Source organism: Streptomyces sp. NPDC102441, from assembly GCF_044765585.1.
In the GTDB taxonomy this organism is placed as follows: domain Bacteria; phylum Actinomycetota; class Actinomycetes; order Streptomycetales; family Streptomycetaceae; genus Streptomyces.
Genome location: NZ_JBIWKH010000027.1, coordinates 20,885 through 35,215 on the forward strand (window position 1 = coordinate 20,885; position 14,331 = coordinate 35,215).

The 14,331-nt window shown below is 68.9% G+C and carries 17 protein-coding genes; 14 read left to right on the forward strand and 3 right to left on the reverse strand.

Features of this window, described 5'->3' with window-relative positions:
* Position 1: 1 nt before the first annotated feature.
* The 13 genes from ACIREO_RS38360 to ACIREO_RS38420 all read left to right on the forward strand — a co-directional run bounded on the left by ACIREO_RS38360 (position 2) and on the right by ACIREO_RS38420 (position 11,372).
* Complete coding sequence (locus tag ACIREO_RS38360) at positions 2-1,279, forward strand: CpaE family protein (protein ID WP_404119337.1); 1,278 nt, start codon at positions 2-4, stop codon at positions 1,277-1,279.
* Positions 1,276-1,689 (forward strand): TadE/TadG family type IV pilus assembly protein, encoded by a 414-nt coding sequence (locus tag ACIREO_RS38365; protein WP_404119340.1) that lies wholly within the window; start codon positions 1,276-1,278, stop codon positions 1,687-1,689. The genes ACIREO_RS38360 and ACIREO_RS38365 overlap by 4 nt, the downstream gene beginning before the upstream one ends.
* Before the next feature lie 6 nt (positions 1,690-1,695).
* Entirely contained in the window at positions 1,696-2,112 is a 417-nt protein-coding gene (locus tag ACIREO_RS38370; RefSeq protein WP_404119343.1) for a TadE/TadG family type IV pilus assembly protein, read from the forward strand.
* A 31-nt stretch (positions 2,113-2,143) separates the two neighbouring features.
* Complete coding sequence (locus tag ACIREO_RS38375) at positions 2,144-3,481, forward strand: CpaF family protein (protein ID WP_404119346.1); 1,338 nt, start codon at positions 2,144-2,146, stop codon at positions 3,479-3,481.
* A 10-nt stretch (positions 3,482-3,491) separates the two neighbouring features.
* A complete protein-coding gene (locus ACIREO_RS38380) occupies positions 3,492-4,427 on the forward strand; it encodes a type II secretion system F family protein (RefSeq protein ID WP_404119348.1) in 936 nt (311 codons plus the stop codon).
* Positions 4,428-4,440: 13 nt separating this feature from the next.
* Positions 4,441-5,328 (forward strand): DUF5936 domain-containing protein, encoded by an 888-nt coding sequence (locus ACIREO_RS38385; protein WP_404119350.1) that lies wholly within the window; start codon positions 4,441-4,443, stop codon positions 5,326-5,328.
* Positions 5,329-5,865: 537 nt separating this feature from the next.
* A complete protein-coding gene (locus ACIREO_RS38390; protein WP_404119353.1) occupies positions 5,866-6,093 on the forward strand; it encodes a hypothetical protein in 228 nt (75 codons plus the stop codon).
* Positions 6,093-6,767, forward strand: coding sequence for a flp pilus-assembly TadE/G-like family protein (locus ACIREO_RS38395; RefSeq protein WP_404119355.1), 675 nt, complete (start codon positions 6,093-6,095; stop codon positions 6,765-6,767). Before ACIREO_RS38390 ends, ACIREO_RS38395 begins: the two co-directional genes overlap by 1 nt.
* 27 nt (positions 6,768-6,794) lie before the next feature.
* A complete protein-coding gene (locus ACIREO_RS38400) occupies positions 6,795-7,385 on the forward strand; it encodes a hypothetical protein (RefSeq protein WP_404119357.1) in 591 nt (196 codons plus the stop codon).
* Positions 7,386-7,393: 8 nt separating this feature from the next.
* Positions 7,394-8,044, forward strand: a complete 651-nt coding sequence (locus tag ACIREO_RS38405; protein WP_404119491.1) for an OmpA family protein — start codon at positions 7,394-7,396, stop codon at positions 8,042-8,044.
* 155 nt (positions 8,045-8,199) lie between these two features.
* Entirely contained in the window at positions 8,200-9,429 is a 1,230-nt protein-coding gene (locus ACIREO_RS38410; protein WP_404119359.1) for a hypothetical protein, read from the forward strand.
* 46 nt (positions 9,430-9,475) lie between these two features.
* On the forward strand, positions 9,476-10,048 hold the full coding sequence (locus tag ACIREO_RS38415) for a GNAT family N-acetyltransferase (RefSeq protein WP_404119362.1): 573 nt from the start codon (positions 9,476-9,478) through the stop codon (positions 10,046-10,048).
* Positions 10,049-10,076: 28 nt separating this feature from the next.
* Entirely contained in the window at positions 10,077-11,372 is a 1,296-nt protein-coding gene (locus ACIREO_RS38420) for a hypothetical protein (RefSeq protein ID WP_404119364.1), read from the forward strand.
* On the opposite strand, the gene ACIREO_RS38425 is transcribed toward ACIREO_RS38420, so the two are convergent.
* Together ACIREO_RS38425 and ACIREO_RS38430 are read right to left on the reverse strand one after the other, a co-directional pair.
* The gene (locus tag ACIREO_RS38425; RefSeq protein ID WP_404119367.1) at positions 11,360-11,551 is read right to left on the reverse strand and encodes a hypothetical protein; all 192 of its coding nucleotides are present in this window, start codon (positions 11,549-11,551) and stop codon (positions 11,360-11,362) included. The genes ACIREO_RS38420 and ACIREO_RS38425 overlap by 13 nt on opposite strands.
* 11 nt (positions 11,552-11,562) lie before the next feature.
* Positions 11,563-12,414 carry a helix-turn-helix domain-containing protein gene (locus ACIREO_RS38430; protein ID WP_404119369.1) on the reverse strand — a complete coding sequence of 284 codons (852 nt, stop codon included), beginning with the start codon at positions 12,412-12,414 and terminating at the stop codon, positions 11,563-11,565.
* 276 nt (positions 12,415-12,690) lie between these two features.
* Between ACIREO_RS38430 and ACIREO_RS38435 the strand changes: the two genes are divergently transcribed.
* Positions 12,691-13,179: an ATP-binding protein gene (locus ACIREO_RS38435; protein WP_404119372.1), complete on the forward strand. Its 489-nt coding sequence runs from the start codon at positions 12,691-12,693 to the stop codon at positions 13,177-13,179.
* Between the two features lie 33 nt (positions 13,180-13,212).
* On the opposite strand, the gene ACIREO_RS38440 is transcribed toward ACIREO_RS38435, so the two are convergent.
* Positions 13,213-14,025 carry an SAM-dependent methyltransferase gene (locus ACIREO_RS38440; protein WP_404119375.1) on the reverse strand — a complete coding sequence of 271 codons (813 nt, stop codon included), beginning with the start codon at positions 14,023-14,025 and terminating at the stop codon, positions 13,213-13,215.
* Positions 14,026-14,331 lie beyond the last annotated feature (306 nt).

Here is a 14,331-nt window from a genome sequence, read left to right on the forward strand (position 1 = left end):
GATGACCACCAGAATCCTCCCGGCGGTCGGCGACCCCGACGCGGTCAGGTCCGTGACCACCCTGCTCAGCCAGCTCCCCGACGCCGAGCCGGCGGCCCCGGCCGGTGACTCGACGCAGCTCGTCGACACCCTCGCCCGCCTCGCCGGCGAGGCCATCGAGGAACTGCCCGAGGTCGTGCTGGTCCACGAGGGGATCGGCCCGGTGCCCGCCCTGGAGCTGATCCGGGAGGTCTCCCTGCGCTTCCCCGCCGTAGGGGTCGTGCTCGTCACCGCCGACGCGAGCCAGACCCTGTTCGCCGCCGCCATGGACGCCGGGGCACGCGGCCTTGTCACCCTCCCGCTGAGCTACGAGGAGCTCGCCAACCGGGTCCAGGTCGCCGCCCAGTGGTCCACGGGCGTACGCCGCCACCTCGGGGCGGGCAGCGACGTGTTCTCCGGCCCCGGCGGCACGGTCGTGACGGTCACCGGAGCCAAGGGCGGAGTCGGGGCGACCGTCACGGCCGTACAACTGGCCCTGGCCGCCCAGGCCTCCGGGCGGTCGGCTGCGCTCGTCGACCTGGACCTCCAGACCGGCGACATCGCGGCCTACCTCGACGTGCAGTTCCGGCGTTCCGTCGTCGACCTGGCGGCCATCACCGACATATCACCGCGTGTCCTCTCCGACGCCGTGTTCTCCCACGAGACCGGCCTGGCGCTGCTGCTGGCCCCCGGGGAGGGCGAACGCGGCGAGGAGGTCAGCGACCGCGCCGCCCGCCAGATCGTCAGCGCCCTGCGCTCGCGCTACGAGATCGTCGTCATCGACTGCGGAAGCCAGATGAGCGGGGCCAACGCCGCGGCGATCGAGATGGCCGACATCGCCGTGCTGGTGACGACACCGGACGTCGTCGCCGTGCGGGGCGCCAAGCGCATCGTCCGGATCTGGGACCGGCTCCAGATCCGCAAGGCCGAGGAGACGGTCACACTCGTCAACCGCCTCAACCGGAACACGGAGATCCAGCCCGCTCTGATCCAGCGGATCACCGGGACCCGGATGGCCGGCACGGCGGTCCCTGCGAACTTCAAGGAGCTCCAGGGCGCGGTGGATTCCGGCCGGATGCACGAACTGGACCCACGCTCCACCGTGAAACAGGCCCTCTGGGCTCTGGCGGGAGAGCTCGGACTCGTGAAGCCTTCTCAGGGAACGGAACCGCACGGCGGCATGCTGCGCGGCGCCGACAGAGGCTCGGCCGGGGCCCGTCGGCGCAGGGGCGGCACGACCAGCGGGGGAGGCCGGAAGTGACGCGGAGCCGGGGAGAACCAGGCCGGATACGGACATGGCTCGGACACGACCGCGGACAGCTGAGCGTCGAGTTCACCGGGATGGTGCCGATCATCCTGGTGACGCTGGTGCTGCTCTGGCAGGCGGTGCTGGTGGGCTACACGTTCACCCTGGCGAGCGGAGCGGCCGACGAAGGCGTACGCAGAGCGGTCGCCGCGGGCGGGTCGGACCGGCAGAGCGGCTGCGAGGCCGCGGTGCACGAACGGCTCCCGAGCGCCTGGGAAGGCGCCGCGGAGATCGACTGCGGAGGCGGAGGGGAGGACGTGGTCACGGCCACCGTCAGGCTTCAGGCTCCCGTCCTGTTCCCCGGCCTCGTCGGCCTCCCCATTCCCGTCAACGCGACGGCCGGCGCGGCTGCGGAAGGGAAGTGACGCGCCATGGCACCCGTACGGACCTCACGCGCGACCGGACGGAGACCGCGCGGGGGCGGCCGGGACCGGGGCTCGACCGCCATCGAGTACCTGGGCTTCCTCCCCGTCCTCATCATGATCGGCCTCGCCGGCATCCAGCTCGGCCTGGTCGCCTTCACCGCCCAGCAGGCGGGCACGGCGGCCAGGGCCGCCGCGCGTACAGCGGCACAGGAGGACGTGTCAGGGTCCTATGCGCAGGTCGGAAGGGCTTCCATGACCGGCTGGGTCGCCGAGGGGGCCCGGATCTCGCCGCCCGCGGGGGGCGACGCGGTCACGGTGACGGTCACGGTCCGGATCCCGGACATCCTGCTCGGCCTGCTCGGAGACCGGACCGTCGAGAAGTCCGCCACCATGCCACGCGACTCCGCCATGTCCCGCGACTGAGCGCACCCATTCCATCCGAGGAGTACCGCCCATGAGCCTGCGGGCACGCATCACCGCCCCCGAGGAGCGCGGAGGGGGACGGGAGGACGGCCACCTGGTCGCGACGTACCGCGCGAAGCTCCTCGAGGAGATCGACCTCGCGGAGATGTCCTCGCTCGCCGCCGCCGACCGCCGGGCCAGGCTCGAACGCGTCCTGGGCCACATCATCAGCCGTGAGGGCCCGGTCCTCTCCACCGTCGAACGCTCCCAGCTCATCCGCCGGGTCGTCGACGAAGCCCTCGGACTCGGCGTCCTCGAACCGCTCCTGGAGGATGCCTCCATCACGGAGATCATGGTCAACGGACCCGACCAGATCTACGTCGAACGGGCGGGCAAGGTCGAGCAGCTCCCGCTGCGCTTCGCCAGCCACGAACAGCTGATGCAGACCATCGAGCGCATCGTCTCCACCGTCAACCGCCGCGTGGACGAGGCCAATCCGATGGTCGACGCCCGGCTCCCCAGCGGCGAGCGCGTCAACGTCATCATCCCGCCGCTCTCGCTCACCGGCGCGACGCTCACCATCCGGCGCTTCCCCAGGTCCTTCTCCCTCCAGGAGATGATCAGCTTCCGCTCGCTGGACCAGCAGATGCTGCTGCTGCTCGCCGGACTCGTCCAGGCGAAGTTCAACGTGATCGTCTCCGGGGCCACGGGCACGGGGAAGACCACACTGCTCAACGCGCTCTCCGGGCTCATCCCCGAAGGTGAGCGCATCGTCACCATCGAGGACTCCGCCGAACTCCAGCTCCAGCAGCAGCATGTGATCCGGCTGGAGTCGCGCCCCGCGAACGTCGAGGGCAAGGGCCAGATCACCATCCGCGACCTGGTCCGCAACTCCCTGCGTATGCGCCCCGACCGCATCGTCGTCGGTGAGGTCCGAGGCGGCGAGTCGCTCGACATGCTCCAGGCGATGTCGACCGGCCACGACGGCTCGCTCGCCACCGTCCACGCCAACAGCGCGGAGGACGCGCTGATGCGACTCCAGACACTCGCGTCGATGTCCGAGATCAAGATCCCCTTCGAGGCCCTGCACGACCAGATCAACAGCGCCGTGGACGTGATCGTGCAGCTGACCCGGCACGCCGACGGCACCAGAAGGGTCACCGAGATCGCGGTGCTCGACTCGCACGGCCGTGACCCGTACAGGATCGTCACAGTCTCCCGGTTCGACGCCCGGCCGATGGGCACCGACGGCGTGATCCACGGCGAGTTCCAGGCCCTCCCGCTCCCGCGCCGCATCGCCGACCGGCTCCACATGGCCGGACAGCCGATCCCCCAGGCCTTCGGGGTCGCTCCGTCGGACGAATACCTCGCCACCCGAGAGGCCAGATAGGTACCCCGCCATGGACAACCTCGCACCGCTCACCCTCGGCGTCACGCTGCTGTGCTGCGTACTCGGCGTCATGGGCCTGCACGCGTACACCTCGGGCAGGGCCCAGCGCGAAGCCCTCATCGACCGGCTCTCCTCGGCCGGCCAGATCGAGATGGGCCCGCAGCGCCGCTTCCGGGGGCTCGACCGCCGGCTGCGCCGTACGGAACTGGGCAGGAGGATCGAGCTGAAGCTCGCGGCCACCGGCCTCGACGTCACTCCGGGCGAGTACTTCCTCTACGTCGTGGCAGGAGCCGCGGCCCTGTGGCTGATCGCCGCCTCCGTCCTGGCCTCGTTCTTCGGCCCGCTCGCCGGGCTCGCCGGGATCTGGGGCGCCAACACCTTCCTGAACTGGCACCGCGCCAAGCGCACCGAAGCCTTCATCAGCCAGCTGCCGGAGATCTCCAGGGTGCTCGCCAACGCCACCCAGGCCGGGCTCTCCCTGCGCACCTCCATCGCCATGGCCGCCGACGAACTCGACGCGCCCGCCGGCGACGAACTCCGCACCGTCGCCGACCAGCTGGGCGTGGGCCGCACGCTCGACGACGCCCTGGACGAGCTCGCCACCCGCCTGCCCTCCCGCGAACTGGTCGTCCTCGTCGCCACCCTGATCCTCTCCAACCGGGCCGGCGGCCAGGTGGTCAGCTCACTGCGCAACCTCACCATCACCCTGGAGGAGCGCAAGGAGACCCGGCGCGAGGTCCGCACGCAGCTCTCGCAGATCACCGCCACCGCGTACGCCGTCCCCGGCATAGGCGTAGGCGCGATGCTCCTCATCAACTCGATCCTCCCCGGAGCACTCGACAGGATGACGGGAACGTTCCTCGGACAGACCGCCGTCGTCGTCTCGCTCGGCCTCTACACCGTCGGGTTCATCGCCATCCGCCGCATTTCCAAGATCGATATCTGAGGAGGGGACCGGTATGGAACTGCTGCTCGCTCTCGTCGTCGGCCTCAGTGTGTTGGGCGTCTTCAAGGGCATACGGATGTATCGCGCCGAGGCCACCCTCCCCAGCGACCTCGCCCTCGCCCTGGAAGTGGGCTCGACCCGCACCACCGCGGTGGGCTCCGGCCTCGACCGGCTCGGAATGCGCTGGGCGCCGCTGGTTCTCCGGCTGATGGGGCCGAAGAAGGTCAGCGCGAAACGCCACAAGATCGATATGGCGGGCAACCCCGACGGCCTCACCATCGACCGCTACGCCGCCCGCCGAGCCGTGTACGGCGGCCTCGGCGCCTTCGCGGCCTTCGCGATGCTCGCCGGCGGCCAGTTCCTCCTGGCGCTCCTGATGGTCGCCTTCGGTCTCTTCTGGGGCGAGGTCGGCATCTGGGCGGCCATCCGCAAACGCAGGGACGACATCGACCGCACGCTTCCCGACTTCCTGGACGTCCTCGCCGTCGTCGTCTCCGCCGGACTCGGTTTCCGGCAGGCACTGGACCGGGTGTCGGAGAAGTACACGGGCCCATGGGCCGACGAACTGCGCATCACCCTGCGTCAGATGGACATGGGCATCAGCCGCCGCCAGGCCTTCGACGAACTGCGCAGACGCAACGACTCCGAGCAGGTCGCCATGTTCGTCACCGCACTCCAGCAGGGCGAGGAACTCGGCGCGCCGATCGTCGACACCCTCATCGCCATCGCAAACGACATGCGCCGCACCGACGCGCAGAACGCGCGGCGCAGGGCGGCCAAGGCCGTCCCCAAGGCCACCCTGATGGTCACCACCTTCATGATCCCCGCGACCGTGCTTCTCATGGGCGCCGCCATGCTGCTCGGATCCGGCACCGACTTCGGGTCCCTGGCGGGGGAGTGAGCGGGTGTTGACGACGATCTTCCTGCACAGGGGCGGCCGGGCAGCCGAGCCCGCGTCACCGCGCCGGAACCCCTCCCCGTCGACTGCGGGGGAAGGGACTCTTTCGCGACTGCAACCTGTTGTGGCACAGTCTTCGGCTGAAGGAATCCATACCGGGGTAAGAAACCTCAACGGGTGCAAGCACGGCGTCAGTTCGAGGGAGGCGGAGGTCATGGAACCCAGCGAACCGATCGCCTGCCGGCTCGGTACGGCGCCGGGGACGGGGCTTGGGGCGCGAGGGACGGATCGCCATGGCTGAACGGGGGAGGCCAGGCTCGCACGCCGCAACGCGAACCGGGCCGAGGTCGGCGCGATTGGGCCAATGCGCGTCCTGGGCCCGGCTTTGGGCCCGGAGGGCCTGCGGCGGGCGGGGTATCCGCCTTAACGTTTCATACGTCGCAAACGGCACCGGCCTGGAGGAAGCCGGAAACGGGCGCGGCGCCACAGAGTCTTATGCATCGGCCGGCAACCGGCCGGCCGAACCCGGAGGGGAACACCATGAGCAAGCTGATGCTGAAGGCTTCCGTCAACGCCAAGGTCTGGGCGAACACGTCCGTCGAGCGGATGAAGGCTCGGGCGGACCAGGACCGGGGACAGAGCGCGGTGGAGTACCTGGGCATCATCGTGGTGGTTGTGGCGATCATCGGGGTGCTCATGACTACGAACCTTGGCAACGTCATTGCCGGTGCGCTCACCGCGCAGATCGCCAAGGTCACGGGTGGCTGATGACAGCCACGCGAGCTCGTGACGCGGGACAGGCCTTCCCCATCTATATCGCGGTGGTGGCAGGCCTGCTCTTCCTTGCGTTCGCCTACTTCGCCGTCGGTCAGGCCTCGGTGAGGAAGAACGAGGCCCAGACGGCCGCGGACGCCGCAGCCCTTGCGGCGGCGCTGGATGCGCGTGACGAGTGGAGCTGGCCCGGGGCCTTCGATTTCGAGGAGTGGGACGACCTGCTGAGTGGGCGGGGCGTCGGAGCGGGGTCGTGTTCCGCAGCCGGCCGGCTTGCGGCGCAGAACGATGCCCACCAGGTCTCCTGCGGCTCTGATGACTGGCCCGAGGCGTCTTACACTGTCACGGTCGAGACCAACCGGACCGTCGGCAGCTCGGTCATCGCCAGCACCGAGACGGAAAAGGCCCGGGCAACCGCCAGAGCGGTGATCGAGCCGCGCTGCCGTATCGAAGAAGACACGAGCCCTACGCCGACTCCCTCGCCGACTCCCTCGCCGACTCCCTCGTCGAGTCCCTCGCAGGAGGACGACGAAGGCGACACGGACGAGGACGAGGAGCAGCAACCGTACAAAGTCGTCTGCGATGACGAAGACTTCCGTATCGACCCGGAGAACCTTGACCTACTGCCCGACCTGGCAGACCTTTTCTCCGTCCACCTGGCCGACAAGTAAGTGAACGTCACCGAGAGGAACACGCAGATGCGTGCAGCCATGACCCGGATTCGCTTCAAGGGGGCCGCTGCTGCTGCCGCCGCCGTAGCCATGGCTGTCGTGCTGACTGCCTGTGGGGGCGACGGGGGGACAGATGCGCCTGAGAGTGAGCAAAAGCAACCCAACTCCTCCTCGTCGGGAAAGTCTAGTCCGGTGGACGCTGAGGAGAGCGCCGATCCGTCAGTTGTTCTGGCCAGCGTGAAAGGTCCGGACGGTATTGATCTTGTAGTCAACTCGGCTGAGAGAGATTCTGGTGGTTTTGTCACGCTGAAGGGCTCCGTGACTAACGGCTCGAAGCAACAGTTCGGCGCCCAGGGGTGGCAGGGGGGCGAGCAGGAGATGGCCGCCAACGGAGCATCCGTGGCCGGTGCTTCCCTGGTGGATCAGGCGGGCAAGAAGCGCTACCTGGTTCTTCGTGACACAGATGGCAGGTGCCTCTGCACGAAGTTCACCACAGGCATCGCGCCCGGAAAAGCCGCACCGTTCTTCGTTCAGTTTCCCGCCCCACCGGCAGAGGTCACCGACGTCGACTTCCAGATCCCCACCATGCCCACCGCGACGATCAAGATCTCGGGGTGACGACCGTAATGCAGCCACCTACCCCCACACGAGCCGCGCCCAGAAGTGCGCTCCGCCGCCGCGTAGGACTCTGCGCCGCCGCAACCCTCGTCCTCGGCACATCGACGCTGTGGGGCGCCGCCCCCGCAACGGCGGACGACAACCCCACGGCCGTCCCCTCCGCCTCGCCGCCCGTCGAGGTCGACGCGAACTCGCCCGGCCTGATGCTCGGGGACGGTGCGACCCTCGGGGACATCCGCGTCCTCGACATCAAGTCCGTCGTCGAGGACCTGGGCGGTGAGGAGCGCCGCGAGGACACCAACGTGGACATCACCTTCGCCCTCCAGGCCGAGGTCCTCTTCGGCAAGGACAGCGCGAAGCTGAGCGGTGAGGCCAATGCCCGTATCACCGCTATCGCGGAGGAGATCAGGAACCAGAAGGCGGCCAAGGTCCGTGTCTTCGGGTTCACCGACGACCTCGGCTCCGAGGCCCACGGCGACGTGCTCTCCAAGAAGCGGGCCGACGCGGTGTCAGGAGTGCTTTCCCCAGGACTCCCGAGTGTCACCTTCGAGATCCGTGGCTATGGGGAGGACTACCCGATCGCCGACAACAAGACCGAAGAGGGCCGCAAGAAGAACCGCCGCGTCGAGGTCACCTTCCAGCGCGCCGGAGCCTCGTAGGGTTATCTGTCGCCCAAAGCCCTTCCCTGGAAGGCTAGTTGACGTGTTCTGGACCCGCAGGCCGTATGGTGAACGCCGGGGGCTGCGCGCAGCTGAGGATGCGACTCGGGGGAGGGGCCGTGGATGCGCATGGCGCAACAGGGCTGAGGGTTTTCGTGCCCATCAAGTACGACCTCGGCGGGACCATCGCCGACACCAGGCGTCTGATGGAGGTGGTGCAGGCCCGGCACGGCACGGTGGACGTAGACATGACCATGCTGCGTAGCTGGAACTTATCGTATCTAGCCGGACACGCACCGGTCCTCTCGTGTGCGCTGCCCGGCGGCGACGCGGTGCTCGCCGGGGCCAAGTGGTCCTTCGGCTGCCGGATGCGGATGTATCCGTGGCTCGGTGTGGTCTCGGTGGATTACACGTTCACCCTGACCGAGGGCGTAGCCGAGATCGAGCGCTTCTACGACGACCTGGTCGAGTGGAAGAACCGGGACTACTTGTCCTACCTGGAGCGGTGCCGCGCACTCAGCGAGAACCTGGATCTGCGGATCCCCTCCAACGTGCGATCCAGTGCCCTTGAGTCGCATGGATCCGCCGTACGGGCCCTGCGGGTCGCGGTGGCCGGCATCATCGAGCCCAGACCGTTCTGCTACGCCTTCCACGACTTCCGCCTGTGCTTCATCGGCGACCTCGACAACCTCCCCGACGAGCGGGTGCGGCAGTTGCTCTGGCTGTCCGAGAGAGTGGACGCCCTCCCGGAGGACGGTCTCGCCGAACCTCTCGGATTCAGGGGCCTTGAGGTCGCGAGTTCCGGATGGTCGACGGTGATCAGGGGAGAGCCCGGAGCGATAGCCGCCGAGGCCGAGACGGTCACCACGCTGCTGAACCTTGTCCATGCCCAGTGGTTCGTCTGCCAGCTGTGGATCAACGCCCACGACCTGCGCGGACCGCAGGGCAGTACGGGCGGGCGACTGGCGGGTGCCCACGTACTGGCCGCGAACCAGACGGCTCTCGTACAGGACCTGTCGGAGATCGACAATCTCGACGTGATGCTCAAGGACCCCGTCCTGCTGCGGGTCGCGGAGTACCTGGAGAAGAACCTGAAAGTCCGCAGGCACAAGGAGACCGCCATGTCCCGCCTGCACGCTCTCGAGAACCACTCCCGCCAACTGGCCGACTACAACAACGAGACGGAACTACGCCGCGTCCAGGTGCTGTTCGCGATCTCCGCCGCCGCCGGAATAGCCAGCCTGGTCCCCTCCCTCACAGACGTCGGATTCACCCTGCTTCATGTGGTGGCCACCGTGATCCCCCTGCTTGGTTTCTGGGCCCTGTTCGCAGTAGATTTCACCGGTGTGCGCCGACGTTTCAGGACACGGCGCCGACGACCCTGAGCGGCCCGGCGGGCCGGCCCGAGCGCCGGCTCGACGAAGGAGTGGTGTGAGCGACATCAGTACACGGTGGTACCGGCCAGGGACGATTCCCACCGACCGGCTGGGCGAGTTGACGGACATGTTCGCGGAGGTCGCCGACGAGTTCGTCCCCCCGCTCACCTCGCGTGGGGGTACCGCCGTGTCCGACCTGCGCGACCCCGAGGCCGCCGCCCCCGCCAACGGCTACCTCGACGAGATGCTCCAGCAGGACCTGATCATGTCCTGGCACGAGGACCAGATCGCCGGCTTCGTGTCCTTCCGCAGCAACCACCACGACCCACGCTTCGCCGAGCTGTGCCCCTGCCTGTACGTGAGCACCATCGCCGTACGACCCCGCCACCGGCGGCACGGCATCGCGCGCGCCCTCTACCAGGAGCTCTTCGACCTCCCGGCGTCCCTGCCCCCGTGGATCGTGCTGCGCACCTGGTCCACCAACGCCGGCCACCTCGAACTCCTCGGCCGCCTCGGCTTCGCCACCATCCTCCACATCGAGGACGACCGCGCCGACGGAGTGGACACCCTCTACCTCGCGGCCGACCGCACCTCTAAGGTCCCCCTTCGCCGAACCAGCGGGTCGTGACCAAGCCTGCCGGCTGAGGAGCGAAATGATGTCAAGGCCCGGAGCGGCTGCCGCCATCGGCGCGGCGGCAGGACTCTGCGTACTGCTGATGCCAGGCACCGCAGCGGCGCAGATGCGCGCGGACGACACCCCCGGAGGCGGCGCATCCTCGTACCGGCCGGCTGACGGATCAGTGGCCGTCACCGGTACGGCGTCGAGCGCGGACGGGCCTCGGCTCGAACGGGCGAAGATCTACTCGGACACCATCGGCCCGGGCCAGAAGAAGTACTACCGGGTCCGGCTGGACGACACGTCCAGCGCGTTCGTCTCCACGGTGCTCGCCCCGCCCCCCGGCACGAAGAGCGGCATCCTCGACGGCCTTCAGGTCTCCCTGACCTCGACCGGCGGCACACCGTGCAGTTCCGGCCCGGCCGTGTACTTCGGGGGCGACACCACACGCCCGATCGCCGACTACGCGTCGCGTCGTATCGAGGACAGCAGCAGTCCCTGCCAGGAGGCCGGGGACTATCTCTACACCGTGTCATGGGCGGGCCCTCAGACCAGCGGCACGGCCAAGTGGCCGATCGAGCTGACCTACATGGCCGAGCCCGGGCTCAAGGCCGGCACGGACGTGCCCCAGGCGCCGACATCCTGGAGCTCGAAGGCACCGGCACCCTCGGACGGCACTCCGCAGAAGGTTCGCGGCGGCACGGGGTTCAACGAAGCGGCAGCGGTGGGCGACGGCGCCTGGAGGGATGACATCCGGCCGGGCGAGAGCCGGTTCTACAAGGTGCCGGTCGCCTGGGGCCAGCAGCTGTTCCTGCGCGCCCAGCTGGCCAACACCACCTCGGACAGCTCGTTCTTCACCGTCAACGGACTGCGCCTCGCGCTGTACAACACGGCTCGTGGCCGCGTCTCCGACAAGAGCACCGGCTACACGGGCGCCCCCGCCGGAGTCGATCTCGGTACGGCCCCGGCCGCCTACGGGAACCGGTTCGGGGGAGCGGCGGAGGCGGAGTCGGCGATGCGGTTCGAGGGCTGGTACTACGTCCAGGTGACCCTCGACCCCAAGGTGCCCAGCAGCGTCCCCGTGACGCTGAACGTCGGCATCCAGGGAACGGCACAGCCGGGCCCGTCGTACGACGGCGACGCGGAGGCGGCGGGCTTCGGCCTGGGCGACGCGGGCGCGGGCGGTGGGGCTGACCTCACGATGCGGGCGATCGGGTTCGCCGGGATCGGCGCCGGCTCTGTGCTGGTCCTGGGCCTGGGCGCCTGGCAGCTCCTGAGCCGACGCAGGCGCCCGGCCGGTGGGGACGCGGGTGCGGATGCCGTCTACAGCAGGTGATCGGCCTTGCCGGCCTTGATGTCCCGGATCATCTGCTGGAGGGACTCGCGGCTGTCTGTGAGGTAACGATCCTCCGCCCCTACAAGGGCGACGTAGCCGTTTCCTTGCGTATCGGTCCCTATCCGGAAGCAGGAGTTCCCTTCGCCGCAGAACGGCTCTTCCCACTGGACGTCTGACATCGGTCTTCTCCTCAGAGTTGGTGTGCGATGGCACGGATGAAGTCCCGTGAATCACGCGGCGGCAGAGCGATCCGTTCCATCCAGTCCAGATGGGCCCGGTACTTCGCCAGTTGAGCCTCCGAGCAGACGAAGACGGGGCCGTGCGAGTTGTCGATCTGCACGGTGTCCAACTGTGGCGCCGCGCCGTGCGCGTACAGCACTGTCTGACCGGCACCAGGAAATGCTCCCGCTACGAAGGGGATGACCAGGAGTCTCACGTCGGGCCGCTCGGACTTCTCCAGCAGGTTCCCGAGCTGGGCGCGTGCCACGGAGCGCCCGCCGAACTGCATGCGCAAGGCCGCCTCGTGCACGATGGCGGTGTACGGAGCTGGTGGGTCGCGGTCGAGTACGGCCTGGCGTTCCACGCGGTGGGCCAGCCGCAGAGTGATCTCCCGCTCCGGCAGCTGCGGAACGACCACCCGGAACAGGGCCAGCGCGTGTTCGGTCGTCTGGAGCAGGCCCGGCATGTGCATCGCGTACGCCGCCCGCATGCGCACGGCGTGGGCCTCCAACTCGGCGATGTCGAGCAGGCCGTGGGGCAGGGCGCCCCGGTATTTCTCCCACCAGCCCCGGCTGAGGGGCTGTGCCATGTCGACGAGCGCGTCAACGTACTTGTCGTCGGTGCAGCCGCAGTTGTGGGCCAAGGTGCGCAAGCGATCCGGGCTGATGGGCCGTGCGCCCGACTCGATGTTCGAGATCTTGCCGCGATCGACGGCAAGGAGTTCGGCAGCGCGCTCGGCTGAAACGTCGGCTGACGTGCGCATTCTCCGCAGCTCTGCCCCAAGTCGCTTCTGGCGTTCGGTGGGGGACGTCCTCGCTGCCATGCCGTTCCTCTCCGCGTGCGGTCACCGGCAGTCTGCCGTCTGAGCGCGCGGCGCATCCACGAAAGGGTTCACTTCTCCCTGCGGGAGGGTAATTTTGCCCCCTGTATGGCTACATTGAGTTCTGCACCGCACACGCTGCGCCAAGCCGAAGTGCATCGCGCGGTCCCGCCCGCATCTCCTGCCCTGGGAGGGGCAGGGCCGCGCCAGGGAGACAGGCCACAGCTCACCCGCAGCGACGGTGACCGTCAACTCGACGCCTGAACCAGGGAGTCAGCCATGCACCCGTACGCGCCTCCACCTCAACGCACCGCCCTGTGCCCCGCGAAAGCACCCGCACTCGCCCCATCCCCTCAGCCCCGTTCCGCCGAGGGGCTCGTCCTCAGCCTCACGCTGCCCGGTGACCCCCGCAGCGCGGCGGTCGGGCGGCGCGCGGTCACCGCCGCGCTGCCCCTGTACGGGCTCCGCTCCCGCGTCTGGCCCGCCACGCTCGCCGTCGCCGAACTGATCGCCGTCAGCGCGATGCTCACACCCGGCCGTGAGCTCTACCTCTCCCTGCGCCACCGCGACGACGCGCTGCGCCTCGTCCTCTGGGACCAGCACCCCCGGCACGCCGACCCGGGCATCCTCTCCCTCTGCGAGGTCCGCCGCCGGCGGGCCCTCTGGCTGCTGGCGGCGGCCGTCGACGACTGGGGCGGCGAGTGGGGCGTCGGTGAGGCGGGCCCACCGCACCAGGGCATGAGGTCCTGGGTCCTCCTCCCGCAGTGAGCACGGGGATGCGGGTGGCCCGGCGGGCGGCACCTACCTCCGGGCCACGCCCGCGTAGAAGGGCACCGTGGGGTCCAGCTGCCTCTCCGGCAACTCGCCGAGTTCAGGCCGCCACTGGTCGGGGGTGACCAGACCGGGCTCCAGGACATCGAAGTCACCGAAGAACCGGGCGACCTCGTCGCGGCTGCGCAGAGCCAGGGTGATCTCCCCGGCCTTGTACTGGTTGTCGACCTCGGCGAGCCTGGCGTCGCCAGGTATGTAGCTGGCATGGGTGATCACCATCTGGCTGCCCGGCGCCAGAGCGTCCCCCAGGCGGCCCACCAGCTCGTACGCGTTCTGCTCGTCGCTGACGAAGTGCAGCAGTGCGATCAACGAGAGCTGCACGGGCTGCGAGAGGTCCAGGATCTCCGCCGCCTGTTCGAGGATGCGATCCGCCTCGCGAAAATCGGCCTTCGCGTACAAGGTGGCGCCCTCGGGTGTGCCCTGCATCAAAGCTTCCGCGTGGGCCAGCACGATCGGGTCGTTGTCGCAGTAGACCACCCGGGCCTCGGGCGCCACGCGCTGCGCCACCTGATGCAGGTTGGGCTCCGTGGGTATACCTGTGCCGATGTCCAGGAACTGCCGCATCCCGTTCCCGGCCGCCCAGCTGGTCACCCTGCGCATGAAGGCCCGGTTGGACTGCGCCACATCCCGCACACTCGGCTCGATGGCCAGCATCCGGCGGCCCAGTTCCTCGTCCACCGGGTAGTTGTCCTTTCCGCCGAGCCAGAAGTCGTACATCCGGGCGGGATGCGGCTTGCTGGAATCGATCACATGGGGCGTGGCGGACTCATCCATCTGGGACATCACAACTCCTCAAGTGAACCCGGGCGATAACCGAGGTCGGCGTACAACGCACCGGAACTATACGGGGGTTGACCGCAGGGCGGCGGGCGGCCCGCGCAAGGACGAGGCCTGCCGTCGCGCCAGGAGTGAAGCCCTGGGTCGCCCTCCCGCAATGAGGGGGGTGGTGGGCGGTTACGGACAGGTGGGCATCCCTTATGTCCGGAATGGGTGTCCGTCTTTTGTGATCAGCCAGGGCCAGCCATCCCTCGGCCCGCAGTGCGAGGTGGCGACGGGTTCCGTGTGTGGCGCAGGCGGCGGTCAGCAGGT